Annotated in this window: 14 protein-coding genes and 1 pseudogene; all 15 read left to right on the top strand. The window is 50.7% G+C overall.

Features of this window, described 5'->3' with window-relative positions; translation table 11 throughout:
- Nucleotides 1-101: 101 nt before the first annotated feature.
- Entirely contained in the window at nucleotides 102-1,289 is a 1,188-nt protein-coding gene (locus EWH91_RS04010) for a phosphoglycerate kinase (protein WP_129928733.1), read from the top strand.
- A 33-nt stretch (nucleotides 1,290-1,322) separates the two neighbouring features.
- On the top strand, nucleotides 1,323-2,084 hold the full coding sequence (gene tpiA, locus EWH91_RS04005; RefSeq protein ID WP_129928732.1) for a triose-phosphate isomerase: 762 nt from the start codon (nucleotides 1,323-1,325) through the stop codon (nucleotides 2,082-2,084).
- 120 nt (nucleotides 2,085-2,204) lie between these two features.
- A complete protein-coding gene (eno, locus tag EWH91_RS04000) occupies nucleotides 2,205-3,488 on the top strand; it encodes a phosphopyruvate hydratase (protein WP_129928731.1) in 1,284 nt (427 codons plus the stop codon).
- A gap of 197 nt (nucleotides 3,489-3,685) precedes the next feature.
- The gene (locus EWH91_RS03995; protein ID WP_240697249.1) at nucleotides 3,686-4,591 is read left to right on the top strand and encodes an AraC family transcriptional regulator; all 906 of its coding nucleotides are present in this window, start codon (nucleotides 3,686-3,688) and stop codon (nucleotides 4,589-4,591) included.
- Between the two features lie 233 nt (nucleotides 4,592-4,824).
- Nucleotides 4,825-5,679, top strand: a complete 855-nt coding sequence (locus EWH91_RS03990; protein WP_240697248.1) for a DUF2231 domain-containing protein — start codon at nucleotides 4,825-4,827, stop codon at nucleotides 5,677-5,679.
- Nucleotides 5,680-5,967: 288 nt separating this feature from the next.
- A complete protein-coding gene (locus EWH91_RS03985) occupies nucleotides 5,968-7,059 on the top strand; it encodes a hydrogenase small subunit (protein WP_129928729.1) in 1,092 nt (363 codons plus the stop codon).
- On the top strand, nucleotides 7,052-8,776 hold the full coding sequence (locus EWH91_RS03980; protein WP_129928728.1) for a nickel-dependent hydrogenase large subunit: 1,725 nt from the start codon (nucleotides 7,052-7,054) through the stop codon (nucleotides 8,774-8,776). Before EWH91_RS03985 ends, EWH91_RS03980 begins: the two co-directional genes overlap by 8 nt.
- Before the next feature lie 12 nt (nucleotides 8,777-8,788).
- A pseudogene (gene cybH, locus EWH91_RS14710) lies at nucleotides 8,789-9,532 on the top strand (Ni/Fe-hydrogenase, b-type cytochrome subunit); the annotation flags it as partial.
- A gap of 81 nt (nucleotides 9,533-9,613) precedes the next feature.
- On the top strand, nucleotides 9,614-10,069 hold the full coding sequence (locus EWH91_RS14705; protein ID WP_326407522.1) for a HyaD/HybD family hydrogenase maturation endopeptidase: 456 nt from the start codon (nucleotides 9,614-9,616) through the stop codon (nucleotides 10,067-10,069).
- The gene (locus EWH91_RS03970) at nucleotides 10,066-10,494 is read left to right on the top strand and encodes a Rieske (2Fe-2S) protein (protein ID WP_129928726.1); all 429 of its coding nucleotides are present in this window, start codon (nucleotides 10,066-10,068) and stop codon (nucleotides 10,492-10,494) included. Before EWH91_RS14705 ends, EWH91_RS03970 begins: the two co-directional genes overlap by 4 nt.
- Nucleotides 10,487-10,840, top strand: a complete 354-nt coding sequence (locus EWH91_RS03965) for a hydrogenase maturation nickel metallochaperone HypA/HybF (RefSeq protein ID WP_129928725.1) — start codon at nucleotides 10,487-10,489, stop codon at nucleotides 10,838-10,840. The genes EWH91_RS03970 and EWH91_RS03965 overlap by 8 nt, the downstream gene beginning before the upstream one ends.
- Nucleotides 10,841-10,844: 4 nt before the next feature.
- Entirely contained in the window at nucleotides 10,845-11,504 is a 660-nt protein-coding gene (gene hypB, locus EWH91_RS03960) for a hydrogenase nickel incorporation protein HypB (RefSeq protein WP_129928724.1), read from the top strand.
- Nucleotides 11,456-13,786, top strand: a complete 2,331-nt coding sequence (gene hypF / locus EWH91_RS03955; RefSeq protein ID WP_129928723.1) for a carbamoyltransferase HypF — start codon at nucleotides 11,456-11,458, stop codon at nucleotides 13,784-13,786. The genes hypB and hypF overlap by 49 nt, the downstream gene beginning before the upstream one ends.
- A 75-nt stretch (nucleotides 13,787-13,861) precedes the next feature.
- Nucleotides 13,862-14,086 carry a HypC/HybG/HupF family hydrogenase formation chaperone gene (locus EWH91_RS03950; protein WP_129928843.1) on the top strand — a complete coding sequence of 75 codons (225 nt, stop codon included), beginning with the start codon at nucleotides 13,862-13,864 and terminating at the stop codon, nucleotides 14,084-14,086.
- On the top strand, nucleotides 14,070-15,179 hold the full coding sequence (hypD, locus tag EWH91_RS03945; RefSeq protein WP_129928722.1) for a hydrogenase formation protein HypD: 1,110 nt from the start codon (nucleotides 14,070-14,072) through the stop codon (nucleotides 15,177-15,179). Before EWH91_RS03950 ends, hypD begins: the two co-directional genes overlap by 17 nt.
- Nucleotides 15,180-15,185: the final 6 nt, after the last annotated feature.

Genomic DNA, 15,185 nt, shown 5'->3' with positions numbered 1-15,185 from the left:
AGCATTGTTGTTTCCGCTATTTTATCATGATGAGTAACGGGACAGGATCCCTTCAGGATGCTGCTCCGTCCCCGTCAATTAAGTGGAAAGAGGGTTTTAACATGGCAAAAAAGACCATCCGCGACATTGATGTTAAAGGCAAAAAAGTTTTTTGCCGCGTTGACTTCAACGTTCCGCTGAGCGGTACAACTGTAACGGATGATACACGTATCCGTGCGGCACTGCCGACGATCAAGTACCTGATTGAAAACGGTGCAAAAGTGATTCTTGCTTCACACCTTGGTCGTCCTACTCCTGAAAACAAAGAATCCCTCCGGATGAATCCGGTAGCTGAACGGCTGAGTGAACTGCTTGGCAAACCGGTTGCCAAGACCGATGAGGTTGTCGGACCGGAAGTGGAAGCTGCAGTTGCCAAATTGAATGACGGTGACGTCCTTCTGCTTGAAAACGTGCGTTTTGAAAAGGGTGAAAAGAAAAACGATCCGGAACTGGCCAAGGCTTTTGCCGCACTCGCTGATGTTTACGTCAACGACGCGTTCGGTTCTGCACACCGTGCACATGCCTCAACTGAGGGTATCGCAAACTATCTGCCGGCCGTTGCAGGCTTCCTCATGGAGAAAGAACTCACGGTCATGGCTGCTTCTCTTGATCATCCGAAACATCCTTTCACAGCTATTATCGGCGGTGCCAAAGTTACTGATAAAATCGGTGTCATCGAAAATCTGCTGGACAAAGTCGATAATCTGATTGTCGGCGGCGGACTTTCCTATACCTTTGTAAAGGCTCAGGGCTATGGCATCGGTAAATCATTGCTTGATGCAGATAAACTGGATCTGGCAAAGAAATTCATGGAAGCTGCAAAAGAAAAGGGCGTCAATTTCCTGACACCTGTTGACACCGTAATTGCTGATGAGTTCAAGGAAACTGCTAACGTTGATACGGTTGATATCGACAAGATTCCTGACGGATGGCTCGGCGTTGATATCGGACCGAAGACGGTTGCCCTCTATGCGGACGCCATCAAAAAATCGAAACTCGTGGTCTGGAACGGACCGATGGGCGTCTTTGAAATGGATCCGTTCGCAAAAGGTACCGAAGCAGTGGCCAAGGCCCTCGCTGAAGCTACCGACGCAACGACGATCATCGGCGGCGGAGATTCTGCTGCAGCTGTTGAAAAGTTCCATCTCGCCGATAAGATGAGCCATATCTCGACAGGCGGCGGGGCATCCCTTGAGCTGATGGAAGGCAAAGTACTTCCTGGCGTTGCTGCTCTGGATGACGCTGAATAATACGATAACCGCAAGAAAGGATGAGTGTCTGTTATGTCACGGAAACCGATTATTGCCGGCAACTGGAAGATGAACAAGACAGTAAAAGAAGCACATGCATTTGTTGAAGCGGTCAAGGATAAGGTTCCATCACCGGACCTCGTTGATTCCGTTGTTGCTGCGCCTTTTATTGCACTTGACCGGATCGTTGCCGATGCGAAAGGCTCTGATCTGAAGATCGGAGCAGAGAATGTACACTTTGAAAATTCCGGTGCCTTTACCGGAGAAGTCAGCCCGGTTATGCTGGAAGATCTGGGTGTTGACTACGTGATCATCGGTCACTCTGAACGCAGAGCTTACTTTGCTGAAACCGATGAAACAGTAAATAAAAAGGTGCTTGCCTCACTGGCTCATCATCTTCTCCCTATCTTCTGTGTCGGTGAATCGCTCGACGAACGCGAAGGCGGAAGATGGCAGGCTGTGATTAAAAAGCAGGTAACAAAGGCATTCGAAGGCGTGCCTGCCGACCAGGCACCGAGTGTTGTTGTTGCTTACGAACCGATCTGGGCAATCGGCACCGGAAAATCCGCGTCTGCAGAAGACGCTAATGAAGTTTGTCACTTCATCCGTGCCACGATTGCCGGATTGTACGGCGAAGCCACTGCTGAGGAAGTACGGATCCAGTACGGCGGCAGTGTAAAACCGGCGAACATCGCCAGTTTCCTGAATCAGTCGGATATCGACGGGGCACTGGTCGGCGGTGCCAGCCTGCAGCCTGAATCATTCCTTGCTCTGCTTGAAGGAGCAAAGGGCTGATTCTGCAAAATTGAAAGTGAATGGAACATAAGCTGTATATCTGAATCTGTGCTTTGTCCGGACATTGTGCGGATTCGGACAGCGGCTGATGATTATAGAAATATGAGGAGAGATGAACAGATGTCTCAGATTACTGATGTTTATGCCCGTGAAGTCCTCGACTCTCGTGGCAATCCGACGGTTGAAGTAGAACTTTACACGGACCTCGGCGGTTTTGGCCGCGCACTCGTGCCGAGCGGTGCCTCAACCGGCGAACACGAAGCCGTTGAACTTCGCGACGGAGACAAAAACCGTTTTGGCGGTAAAGGTGTCCTGAAGGCTGTAAAAAATGTTAACGACGTTATTGCTCCTAAGGTTGTCGGTATGGAAGTTTCCGAACAGGTAGCCCTCGACCAGGCGATGATTGATCTCGATGGTACGGAAAATAAGGGTAAACTGGGTGCCAATGCGATTCTTGGTGTTTCTCTTGCCGCAGCAAATGCAGCTGCCGATGAACTCGGTATTCCGCTGTATCGCTATCTTGGCGGTGTCAATGCGAAAGTGTTGCCGACCCCGATGATGAACATCCTCAATGGTGGCAAGCACGCAGACAACAGTGTTGACTTCCAGGAATTTATGATTATGCCTGTTGGTGCTGAGACGCTGAAAGAAGCTGTTCGGATTGGTGCAGAAGTTTACCACGCACTGAAATCCGTTCTGGCTGCTAAGGGCCACATGACCGCTGTCGGTGATGAAGGCGGTTTTGCTCCGAACCTGAAGAACAATGAAGAAGTGCTTGAAACGATCGTCGAAGCTATTAGAAAAGCCGGCTACAAACCGGGCGATGATGTGAAACTTGCCATTGACCCGGCTTCGTCCGAACTGTATGAAAATGGCAAGTACAACTTCAAGGGTGAAGGCGTCGTCAGAACAACTGATGAAATGATTCAATACTACGCTGACCTCGTTGAGAAATTCCCGATCGTCTCAATCGAAGACGGCCTGGATGAAAACGACTGGGAAGGCTGGCAGAAACTGACCAAAGCACTCGGTCACAAGGTACAGCTTGTCGGCGATGATCTGTTCGTCACCAACACCGACTACCTGAAGAAAGGTATCGACCTTGGTGTGGCTAACTCGATCCTGATTAAAGTCAACCAGATTGGTACATTGACGGAAACACTGAATGCGATCGAAATGGCTCAGAAGGCCGGTTACACGGCTGTTGTTTCACACCGGTCAGGTGAAACGGAAGACACTTCGATAGCCGATATCGTTGTGGCTACAAACGCCGGTGAAATTAAAACCGGTTCTCTCGCCAGAACAGACCGTATTGCGAAATACAACCAGCTCATCAGAATTGAGGACGGACTCAACGGTGCCGCTCAGTATCTCGGCAACGATTCCTTCTACAATATCAAATAAGGATGAGCAGAATTTGTAAAAAACGGGCTTCGCATATTGCGGAGTCCGTTTTTTTGCGAAAAAAGGTTCAGAAAGACTGCGTCTCTGGTGGCTCCTGTAGCCCAACAGTCGGCAGGTTTTTCTTTACAGAATGGTTGTTCACCTGTCTCTTTCATGTTATTCTCACAATATAGATCGGAAAACAGAGGATGATTTTATTGGCCGAGAATAAAAAGGCAAATATGCGGCATTTACATATTGAAGACTTTAAATTTCCCTTTCAAATCAGCATTGAAAATCTTCATCAGACGGAAATGATTCATCCTCATACTCATGCTTTTTCCGAAGTCATTTATTTTGCGGAAGGCAGAGGCATACATAATTACAACGGTTCCATTTCAGACGTTGCACGGGGAGATGTCTTCATTATCCAGCCCGGGAAAGTGCATGCGTATCGTGTTCAATCTCAAGGTTTCCTTCGCGTCTGCCGGATCATGTTTCATCAGAAGCTGCTTAGCCGGGAATGGTCGTCACTGAATCATGCGACACCATTTATTGACCCTTATTTCATCGATCCTCATTACAGCAGCAACGAGTCATTTCCATCTCATATTTCTTTAAATCCCGAGGAACAGATAGAATTTACTGTACTCATAGACCGGATGATGGCCGAGTACAACCAGAAACCCTGGGCTTATCATTGTATGGTTCGCATGCTGTTGACGGAAATGTTTCTATATTTGGGCAGGTGGTCAGAAAAAAAAGGGAAGGAAAATCACTCTGCCGGAAACACGAAGAACATCATCAAAGATCTAACACTCTTTATCAGACAGCATTATAAACTGAATCTGACTCTGGGGCAGATCGCTGAAATGTGTGGGATGAGTCAGTCTGCATTCACAGCCCGGTTTAAGAAGGTAACCGGACGGACGTTTATCGACTATCGAAATAGAATCAGAATTAATGCGGCAAAGGATATACTGGGTACTTCTGACAAAAAAATTATTGAGGTGGCCCATGATGTCGGGTTCGATGACATCAGCCATTTTAACCGGACATTTAAAAAATGTGCAGGAATTACCCCGAAAGCATACCGAAACAGAATAACTCCCGGTTGCAGATGACGGGCAGCCAAACGATGCTCTCCTCATTACCTTGAGGTGGGAGTCTACCTGCAGGATGAATGAGAACTATTATCATCATCCACACTATTGACCACGAATGCCTGATTTGTGGCAAATGCGCAAAAAAAAGCGTCAGATATGCAAAGTCACAGCGCCTGAGAAAAACTATGATTATCCCTGCAAGACAGATAAAAAATAAAAAAGCTATTCTGTTTATCTGAGGGGGAGAGATCATGAGTCCTAATTTGTTTAATACGTTGCATTTCCTTGTTTTGCATTTTCCTATTGCTCTGCTGATTCTCAGTTTTGTCCTTGATCTGATCGCAGCAATCTGGAAGAGAAGTAAAGCGCACGACCTGTTGCACAAAGCAGGATTCCTCACTTTGCTGTTTGGTACATTTATGTCGATCATTACTGTACTGTCCGGATTTATTGCTGCACAGATGCTTGGCGTCGGTGCACCAATCATTGTCCACGCATCAAAAGCCGTTTTCGTGACCAGCTATGCCATTTTTCTCAGTTTTATCCGCTGCTATTTTGTTTGGAAACTGAAGAAAGACATTAGTGATCATATTTTCTATCTTGTCGCTGCTTTTGCCGGGATTCTGCTGGTATTCACACAATTCAAGGTTTATCGCTTCTCGCATTTTGCTCTGCTCCAGTTTACGGTGCCATTGATCATTTCCGGATTTATTGCCGATATAATTGCCATGGTCGGAAGAAATAAGAACTATGCGGAGGATTTCAAAAGAATGGGGTATTACTTCCTGATTCTCGGCACGGTGGCCATCATCGGTACGGTCATTTCGGGTTACATGCGTGCAGCTGCCATGCCAACACTGAATCCGCCAAGAGTTTATGACGAGACGGCATTACAGGCACATGAACTGTTTGGCCTGATCACGATGGGTTTCTTTATTCTGCTCAGTGCGGTCCGTTCCGTTTTCTTTTTCAAAGCTGACCGGGCAAAAATTATTCTGAAAGGGCAGGGCATCTATGTAGTTGCCCTCATTGCCGGCATCGCCATCATTTCCTGGGCATCGCACCTGGGTGGGGAGGTTCATCTTTTCCCGGCGCTTTTCAAATAATTTTGTGAAACCTGGCTGTGAGAAAGTCTGTATCATGGACTTTCTTTTTTTCATTCCTGTGGCCCAACAGTCGGCAGGTTTTTCCATAGCTTCTCTCCACAATTCTGTCACTTATCTGAGGCTATATAAAAAAGAAAAACAAAATGTCTGTGATATAAGTCATAGATATTTGAATTATATTTGTCTATTATTAATCCGATCAGTAACATTGATCACATACTTTGAAAAAGATTTTTAAAATTTCTGACAGGAATATGTATTAAAAACGGGACAGGGGGAGGCAGCGGTATGACGTCAGGGGAACCAACCATTTATGAAAGCGTTTTACAAAAAGGCTATTCACGACGTACCTTTTTAAAAATATGCGCAGCTCTTGCAGCGACGATGGGACTGGAATTCTCGAAAACCGATAAAGTCGTACATGCTTTGGAGAACAAGAAACGTATTCCGGTGATCTGGCTGCAGATGCAGGATTGCACCGGTTGTTCGGAATCATTTATCAGGTCATCTTATCCAAAAGTTGAGAGTGTTATATTCAACATGATTTCTCTGGAATATATGGAACTGCTGACCGCAGCAGCCGGGTTTCAGACTGAGGCGGCAGAACAGAACGTATTGAAAAAAAACAAGGGTGAATATGTGCTGGTCGTTGAAGGAAGTGTACCGGAACAGGCCGGTTATCTGACTATCGGCGGCCGATCGGGTGAAGATCTGCTCCGGGAAGCGGCGGAAAATGCAAAAGCCGTACTGGCATTTGGTACGTGTGCATCCTGGGGCGGCATTGCCAAAGCCAAACCGAATCCGACAGGTGCCCGGCCGATTTCTGCCGTTCTCAGCGGCATTCCGATTATTCGTGTCCCCGGGTGCCCGCCGATTGCAGAAGTCATGACCGGTGTGCTGGCACATATCGTGACGTTTGATCAATTGCCGGAAACGGATTCACTCGGTCGTCCGAAAGCCTTTTACCGTCATCGGATCCATGATAAATGCAACCGCAGGGCTTACTTTGACGCCGGACTGTTTGCCGAGTCGTTTGACGATCCGAATCTCAAAGCCGGATATTGTCTGTATAAATTAGGGTGCAAGGGTCCGACGACATATAATGCCTGCGCGGAACTGCGCTGGAACGGCGGCGTCAGTTATCCGATTCAGTCAGGCAACCCATGTATCGGCTGTTCCGAAGCTGATTTCTGGGATAATGGACCGTTTTACACGCGTCACGCCAAAATACCGCTGACTCAAACGACAATCAATCCGGAAAAATGGGGTGCTGCGCTGACCGGTGCTGCTGTTGTCGGCGTGGGTGCTCATGCGGGCATTACGGCCGCAGTAAAGCACCATCAGAAGAAGTCAGAAAATAAAGGTGATCAGAATGAGTAAACGAGTCGTTGTCGATCCGGTCACCCGGATCGAAGGACATCTGAGGATTGAAGCAGATGTTCAGAATGGAAAGATCACCGATGCATTCAGTTCCGGAACAGCCATTCGCGGGATTGAACTGGTGGTCCGAAACAGGGATCCGCGCGATGTCTGGGGCTATGTCCAGCGAATCTGCGGTGTCTGTACGTCGTCACACGCACTGGCAAGCATTCGCGCTGTGGAAGATGCACTGGACATCCGCGTGCCGAAGAATGCCAGCCTGATCAGAAATATCATGAACGGCACCCTCAACCTGCATGATCACGTGGTCCATTTCTACCACCTGCACGCTTTTGACTGGGTGGATGCGCTAAGCATTCTGAAAGCAGATCCGAAAGAGACAAGCCGGATTGCTCAGTCCATTTCCGCCTGGCCGAATTCCTCACCCGGCTATTTTAAGAGTGTTCAGGATAAAATCAAAAAAGTGGCTGACAGCGGACAACTGGGTGTTTTCGCCAATGGCTACTGGGGGCACCCCGCCTATAAGTTGCCTCCGGAGGTCAATCTGCTGGCTGTCGCTCACTATCTGGAAGCTCTGGACTGGCAGAAGGAGATCGTGAAGATCCAGACGATTCTGGGCGGGAAGAACCCGCACCCGCACTATCTGGTCGGCGGTATGGCGACGCCGCTTGACATCAATATGGATAACGGAATTCATTCAGAACGTCTGCAGCAGATCGATCAGCTGATCACGCAGGCCGATCAGTTCATTCATCAGGTTTACCTGCCTGATCTTTTGGCTATCGGTTCTTATTATAAAGACTGGGGCAGTGCTGAAATCGGCGGCGGGCTGCGGAACTATCTGTGCTACGGTGATTTTTCAACAGGGGACATCCGTGATACCCGGCTGTACCGCGTGCCGAGAGGAATCATCATGAACGGAAACATGAACGACATTCAGGATGTCGATCTGCACGATCCGAAGCAGATTACCGAAGGAATCGATCATGCCTGGTACACCTACGGCGGATCGCAAACCGGAAGCCGGCATCCGTGGAAAGGGTCGACCGAGCTGAATTATACAGGCCCGAAGCCGCCGTATGAGCACCTGAACACGAATGAGAAGTACAGCTGGATCAAGGCGCCGCGCTGGAGAGGGCAGCCGATGGAAACCGGTCCGCTTGCCCGGATGATCGTCGGCTATGCGGCAGATAAAGGGGATTACAGACCGATTGTTGATGACACGTTAAAAAAACTGGGCCTTCCGCTTACTGCCCTGCACTCCGCACTTGGACGCACGGTGGCCAGAGGTCTCGACGCCGGCATGATCGTCGGATGGATGCGTGAGGATTTCAACAGTTTGATTCAGAATATTAAAAATGGAGACCAGACCACGTTCGATAAGACGAAGTGGGAACCGAAGTCCTGGCCGAAGCATGCTTTTGGTGCCGGGACCAGCGAGGCACCGCGTGGCGCGCTCGGTCACTGGATTGAGATTGAAAATGGTAAAACGAAAAATTATCAGGCCGTTGTCCCAACGACATGGAACGCCTCACCCCGGGACAGTCAGGGGAATATCGGCGCCTATGAATCATCGCTTAAAGGCGTGCCGGTTGCTGATCTGAAACAGCCGCTGGAGATCCTGCGCGTCGTTCATTCCTTCGATCCCTGTCTCGCCTGCGCCGTTCATCTGACCGATACGGAAAGCCGGACGTTGACTTCCGTCCATGTGGAGTAAGGGGGTAGCGTGATGAGAACACTTACGGAGACAAAACCGGCGCTCCGCCGCAAACATGCCGAAGAAAATCTGAGAGCAAAGATCAGTGAACGCCGCTCTGCGCAGCTGCGTGAACAACATTCTGTTTATGTATGGGAACTTCCGATCCGGATCTTTCACTGGGTCAATGCAGCGTCAATCATGATTCTGATGCTTACCGGCATTTACATTGGTCACCCGTTCATCACGCCGGCTTCAAACGGCGAAGCCTATTATGATTATCTGATGGGCTGGGTGCGGATCATTCATTTTATCACAGCTTTTGTTTTCACGGCTAACCTGATTTTCCGCGCGTACTGGACCTTTAAGGGCAATCATTATGCCAAATCGCAGATTCTGCAGAAAAGTTTCTGGACCGGTCTGATTGAAACGCTCAAGGGATACCTTTTTCTGCCGAACCACAAGAAGCACTACATCGGCCATAATCCGCTTGCTCAGCTCAGTTACTGGATTTTTATCGGGCTTGGTTCCGTGATCATGGTTTTTACCGGCTACTATATGCTGTTTCAGCCGCAGCCGGATGCGTGGTATGCGAAAGCGTTTGACTGGGTGGTTTTCCTCTTCGGAGGGTCCGATTTCACGGTCCGTTCATGGCACCATCTGGTCGCCTGGGCCTTTATGATTTTTATTGTCATCCATGTCTATATGGCGTTCCGTGAGGACTGGCTGAGTAAAAACGGGACGATGTCTTCGATTTTTTCCGGGTATAAATTTGAACCGGCCCGCAGAGCGGAAGAACGTCAGAAAGGCGCGGCCGACGCAGCTCCATCATCTCTGGATGGGGTAAAAAAAATCACCGTGCTCGGTATTGGCAACACGCTGCACTCAGATGAAGGGACAGGGATTCATGTGCTGAACAGACTCCGGACGGCGCTTCAGGATGTGCCGAATCTGGAACTGGTCGACGGGTCAACGGAAGGCATGCAGCTGCTCGGACCGGTTGAAGACACCGATCAGCTGATTATCATTGATGCCATTAATGCCGGGGAAGAGCCGGGGACCCTGATTACCCTGAATAAAAATCAGATTCCCTCCTTTTCCGGAATCAAGATGTCCGTTCATCAGATCGGTTTTCAGGAAGTGGTATCGGCGGCTCAGCTCCGTGACCGACTGCCGGAGAAAATGGTTATGTTCGGTATTCAGCCCGCGTCATTAAAATTGGGAACAGAGTTGAGCAAAACGGTGGAACAGCTGCTTCCGGAACTGATTGAAAGAATAAAAAAACAGATCAGAGACTGGCGTGAGGGCCAATGAATCGCCGTTCATTTCTAAAAGAACTCGCCGGCAGCCTGACAGAGACGGCGAAGCAAATCGCCTCCCCGTTTATTGATGAAGATGTAAGGAAAATCACTCAGGCTGCCGATCTGCTTCAGGACATGCACTGGTATCGGCTCGACAGGGTGCCGGACGGGTACAGCGAGTCATTTCGTGCCGGGCAGGCTGTCTGTCTGTATAAAGCAGGTGAAAAAATCACGGCCTGCCGGAAGATCTGTCCGGATTGCCGGGGTATGCTGCAATGGATCGCCCCGCTTCAGCGGCTGACCTGCCTGTCCTGCGACCAATTTTATACGTTTGCGAAACAGGAAGGTTCCCTTCACCCTGAATTTATTCAATTGAAGCATGAAGGGGATCAGGTATGGGCGGCACTTCCCAATAAAGGGGCGGGGGACCATGCATGAAATGGGTCTGATGGCCGACGCTCTGGAAGCTGTTGCCGCGGATGCTGAAAAACGGGGCATGTCCTCAGTTGAGAAAATTTCCCTGATTGTCGGTGATCTGAGCAATGTACTTCCCGACGCCCTGCGTTTTGCTTTTGACGCGTTCCGCAGAACGGGAGAGGTCCCGCTGCTGGATCCGTCGGCGTCCCTGACCATTATCCGCGAGCGGGGGCGGGCACGCTGCGCCGTCTGCCATACGGAATATGAACCGGATGAGCTGATTGCCACCTGTCCGAAATGCGGCATGCCTTTCGGTGTCCTGCTTGAAGGAGAAACGTTTAAAATTCAATCATACGAGGGGAGCTGAGGTTATGAAAATCACGTTGGACAAGAATGTCATGGACAGCAATGATCATGCAGCGTCCTATAACCGGGATTTGTTCCGGAGGACAGGGACGCTTGTGATCAATATGATGAGTTCGCCGGGTGCCGGGAAGACAGCCATACTGGAAAAAACGGTGTCCGCTCTTGCAGGTGAATTTCGGATTGCAGTAATTGAGGGCGATATCGCGACAGAGCGTGATGCAGAACGGATCCGCAGAAACGGGGTGAAGGCCGTTCAGATTGCAACAGAAGGAGAATGTCACCTTGATCCGAGAATGGTGGCAAAAGTCCTTCCTGAGATCGATCTGGATACGACCGACATTCTCTTCATCGAAAACGTCGGAAATCTGGTCTGCCCCTCTGAATTCGATCTCGGTCAGAACTACCGGATTGTCGTGCTCAGTACCCCGGAGGGCAATGATAAAATGACAAAATATCCCCTGATGTTTCATGTCACTGATCTGGCATTGATTAACAAGATCGACCTGTTACCCTATCTGTCCTTTGATCTGGATCAGGCAAAAAAGGATCTGAGAGGCATTAATCCCCATTCCCGTCTGATGCCGCTCTCAGCCAGAAGCGGAGAAGGTTTTGATGTATGGCTCAACTGGATCAGAAAAGCTTATCAGGATGGCGTGAAGGACTGAGCATCACCGTCCGCGGACGTGTACAGGGAGTCGGATTCCGTCCGTTTGTTTATCGCCTGTCACAGGCGCTTGATCTAAAAGGGACGGTTCAGAATAATATGGACGGTGTTCATATTCTCTGGGAGGGGAAAGAGGAGGCGATTCGGACCGGTCTGGACCGGCTGATTGATGAAAAACCGGCAATGGCGCGGATTGATCACGTGGAAACAGTGAAGACCGCCCTTTCCGGTGCGTCCTGTTTTACGATCATTCCGAGTGACCGCAGTGGCTGTTCGTCGCTGATCATTCCGGTCGACTCGGCGGTGTGCGATGACTGTCTGCGTGAGATGCGCGATCCGGCAAACCGGCGTTACCACTATCCGTTTATTAACTGCACGCAATGTGGTCCGCGGTACACCATTATTGATGCGCTCCCTTACGACCGGACATATACCTCGATGAAAAACTTCATCATGTGCCGGCCCTGCGCCGATGAATATCATCATCCGGCCGACAGGAGATATCATGCACAGCCCATTGCCTGCGCCTCCTGCGGACCGCATCTATCCCTGCTGGATCCGGATGGGCGCGCGATCAGCGAACGGGAGCAGGCGCTTCGCGTGGCTGTTCGCCAGCTCGAAGAGGGAAAGATCGTTGCCATCAAGGGGATTGGCGGTTATCACCTGGCCTGTGATGCAGCGAATGAAACGGCTGTTGCCCGGCTGAGAAAGCGCAAGGGAAGGCCGGACAAACCGCTGGCGGTTATGGTTCCCACGGTTGAGGCGGCCGGGAAGATGGCCGCAGTATCCGATACAGAAGCCGCAGTCCTGCGCTCGCCGGAAGCGCCGATCGTCCTGCTCGGGAAAAAGGACAGTCCGTCACTTCCGATTGCGCGTGGCATCGCTCCAGGCATCCGGACTGTGGGCATCATGCTGCCGTACACGCCGCTTCATCACCTGCTGTTTGACATGGGCCGGTATTCCTGTCTGGTGATGACGAGTGCGAATCATTCGGGCCTTCCGATCCTGTACGAGGACGGGCAGGTGCTCTCCGGACTGAAAGGGATCGCCGAGGCCATTCTGACGCATAACCGTCCGATACAGAACGCCATTGACGACTCGGTGGTCCGGGCAGACGGAAAAGCCCCTTTCTTTTTACGACGGGCGAGAGGGTATGCCCCGGAGCCTGTCGCTGCCCCAGGCGATGTGAGCGGGATCGTTGCGCTTGGCAGTCAGCTGAATAATACATTCGCTCTTGGCTGCGGCCATCAGATTTTTATCAGCCCGCATCTGGGAGACTTATCGTCTGATCAAAGTATCAGACATTATGAACGGACGCTCAGACGATTTATCGCATGGACAGGGAGCCGAATCGAGACGGTTGCTGCAGATCTCCATCCTCTCTACAGCACCAGAGAAACAGCTGCCGGACTGGGTCAGCCGGTCACCGAAGTCCAGCATCATCATGCGCATCTTGTTTCGTGTATGGCAGACAATCATCTGGATGGCTCCTGCCTCGGGATTATCCTTGACGGGACGGGATACGGAGAAGATGGTGCGATATGGGGCTTTGAAGTGCTGTATGGCGGGGCAGCCGGGTTCCGGCGGCTCGCTCACTTGCGCTATACGCCGCTTCCGGGTGGTGACAGGGCGGTCATTGAGCCCTGGCGCAACGCTGCCGCGATGCTGATCAGCCTGCATGGCGATGAAGGCATGCAGCTGGCGGAACGCCTGTTTCCCGAGAAAAAGCAGCTGCTTCCGGTCATTCAGCGTATGACAGAAAGGAAAGTGAACAGCCCGTCAGCCGGTACCTGCGGCCGATTATTTGATGCCGTGAGCGCAATACTCGGCGTCTGCCGGCGATCCACATATGAAGGAGAGGCGGCTGTTCTACTTTCAGAGCTCGCGGAAAGCGGGAAGAGGGCGCAATCTTATCCGTTTACAATCAGAGAGCAGGATCACATGCTGGTGATTGATCCGGCCGAGATGCTGCAGGAAATTGCCGTAGATCATCTCAGGGGCGCAGCTTCCGAAGCGATCAGTCAGCGCTTCCATGAAACGGTAAAAGTGGCCTGCTGCACGGTTCTGAATCAGATCCACCGCGCTCACCCGGAATATGGCCGGCGTGTCGTTTTGTCCGGAGGGAGTTTTAACAATCCGTATCTGTCAGAACAGATGGATCAGACGCTGTGCCGGTTCGGTTTCACTGTATTCAGGCATCAGCATGTCCCCTGCGGAGATGGAGGCCTGAGCCTCGGGCAACTGATGATTGCGAGGGCGCGCAGATCGTCCGCTGTCAGGTGAAAAATAATTTTGCAGAATCATGATGACCGTAAGAGAGATGAAATTAAGAGAGATTAAATGAGGAGAGTGATTCCGGTGTGTGTAGGCGTTCCGGCAAAAGTTATTGAAAAGAAAGATTATACGGCGCTTGTTGATGTGATGGGCACGCGAATGGAAGTCGGTATTCTGTTTGTCCCTGAAGTTCAGACAGGTGAATATGTGATTGTTCACGCCGGTCAGGGGATGTCCATCGTTGATCGTGATTTTGCCAGGGCAAGCATCAATGAGTGGGAGAAGATGGCCCATGCAAACGTTATTTGAACCGGCGGATCCGCAAGTTGCAAAAGAACTGGCGGAAAAAGTCAACCGTCTGGCAGATCGATGCCGGGAAAAGACCGGTGAGCTGCCGGCCTTTATGGAAGTCTGCGGGTCACACACGATGGCGCTCGCGCGAACAGGGGTTAAACTGATTTTAAAGGGACATGTCCGGATGATCTCAGGGCCGGGCTGTCCGGTCTGCGTCACTGACCAGAAGCAAATTGATGCGATGATTGAACTCGCCGAGTCTGAGGAGCGGATTGTCTGTACGTTTGGCGATATGATGCGCGTCCCCGGATCGAAACGAAGTCTTCTCAGTGCAAAAACCGAAGGGCGCGACGTCCGCATTGTTTATTCACCACTGGATGCGGTGCGGATCGCTGAAGAAAACCCGGATAAGGAAGTTGTTTTTCTCGGTGTCGGATTTGAAACCACCGTACCTGTCCTGGCGGCTGCCCTGCAGCTGGCAAACGAGAAACAGGTCGCAAATTTCTCGATGTGGACTCAGGCAAAGCTTGTCCAGCCGGTACTGCGTACGCTGCTTTCTGTAAAGAAGGTCAAAATCAATGGCTTTTTGCTGCCCGGCCATGTATCGATCGTGCTCGGCGCGAAAGCCTATCAGTTCCTTGTGGATGACTATCGGATGCCCGGGGTCATCAGCGGTTTTGAGCCTGTTGAGATGCTGAGCGCCATTTATCAGCTGCTTCAGATGACGCTGGAGGGGCGACCGGCTATTCTGAACAATTATAAAAGTGTCGTTCGTACTGACGGGAATGAAGCGGCCCGGAATATGATGTTCAGATATTTTGAACCGGCAGACGCGGCGTGGCGCGGAATGGGGATCATTCCGCAAAGCGGACTGGCTATTCGCCGGGAATACAGCCGGTTTGATGCGAAAAAGAAATTTCATATCCATGTCGGTCAGCCGAAGAAAACGCGCTGCCGGTGCGGGGACATGATCTGCGGACTCGCCGCGCCCGATGAATGCATCCTGTTTGGTAAAGCCTGTACGCCCCTTCATCCTGTCGGCCCCTGCATGGTATCGACAGAAGGCAGCTGCGCGGCACATTACGCCTATTTGAGAGAGGAAGGATGACTCCTT

It is taken from the genome of Sporolactobacillus sp. THM19-2 (assembly GCF_004153195.1).
Lineage (GTDB): Bacteria > Bacillota > Bacilli > Bacillales > Sporolactobacillaceae > Sporolactobacillus.
This window is presented reverse-complemented; position numbering and strand designations above follow the sequence as displayed.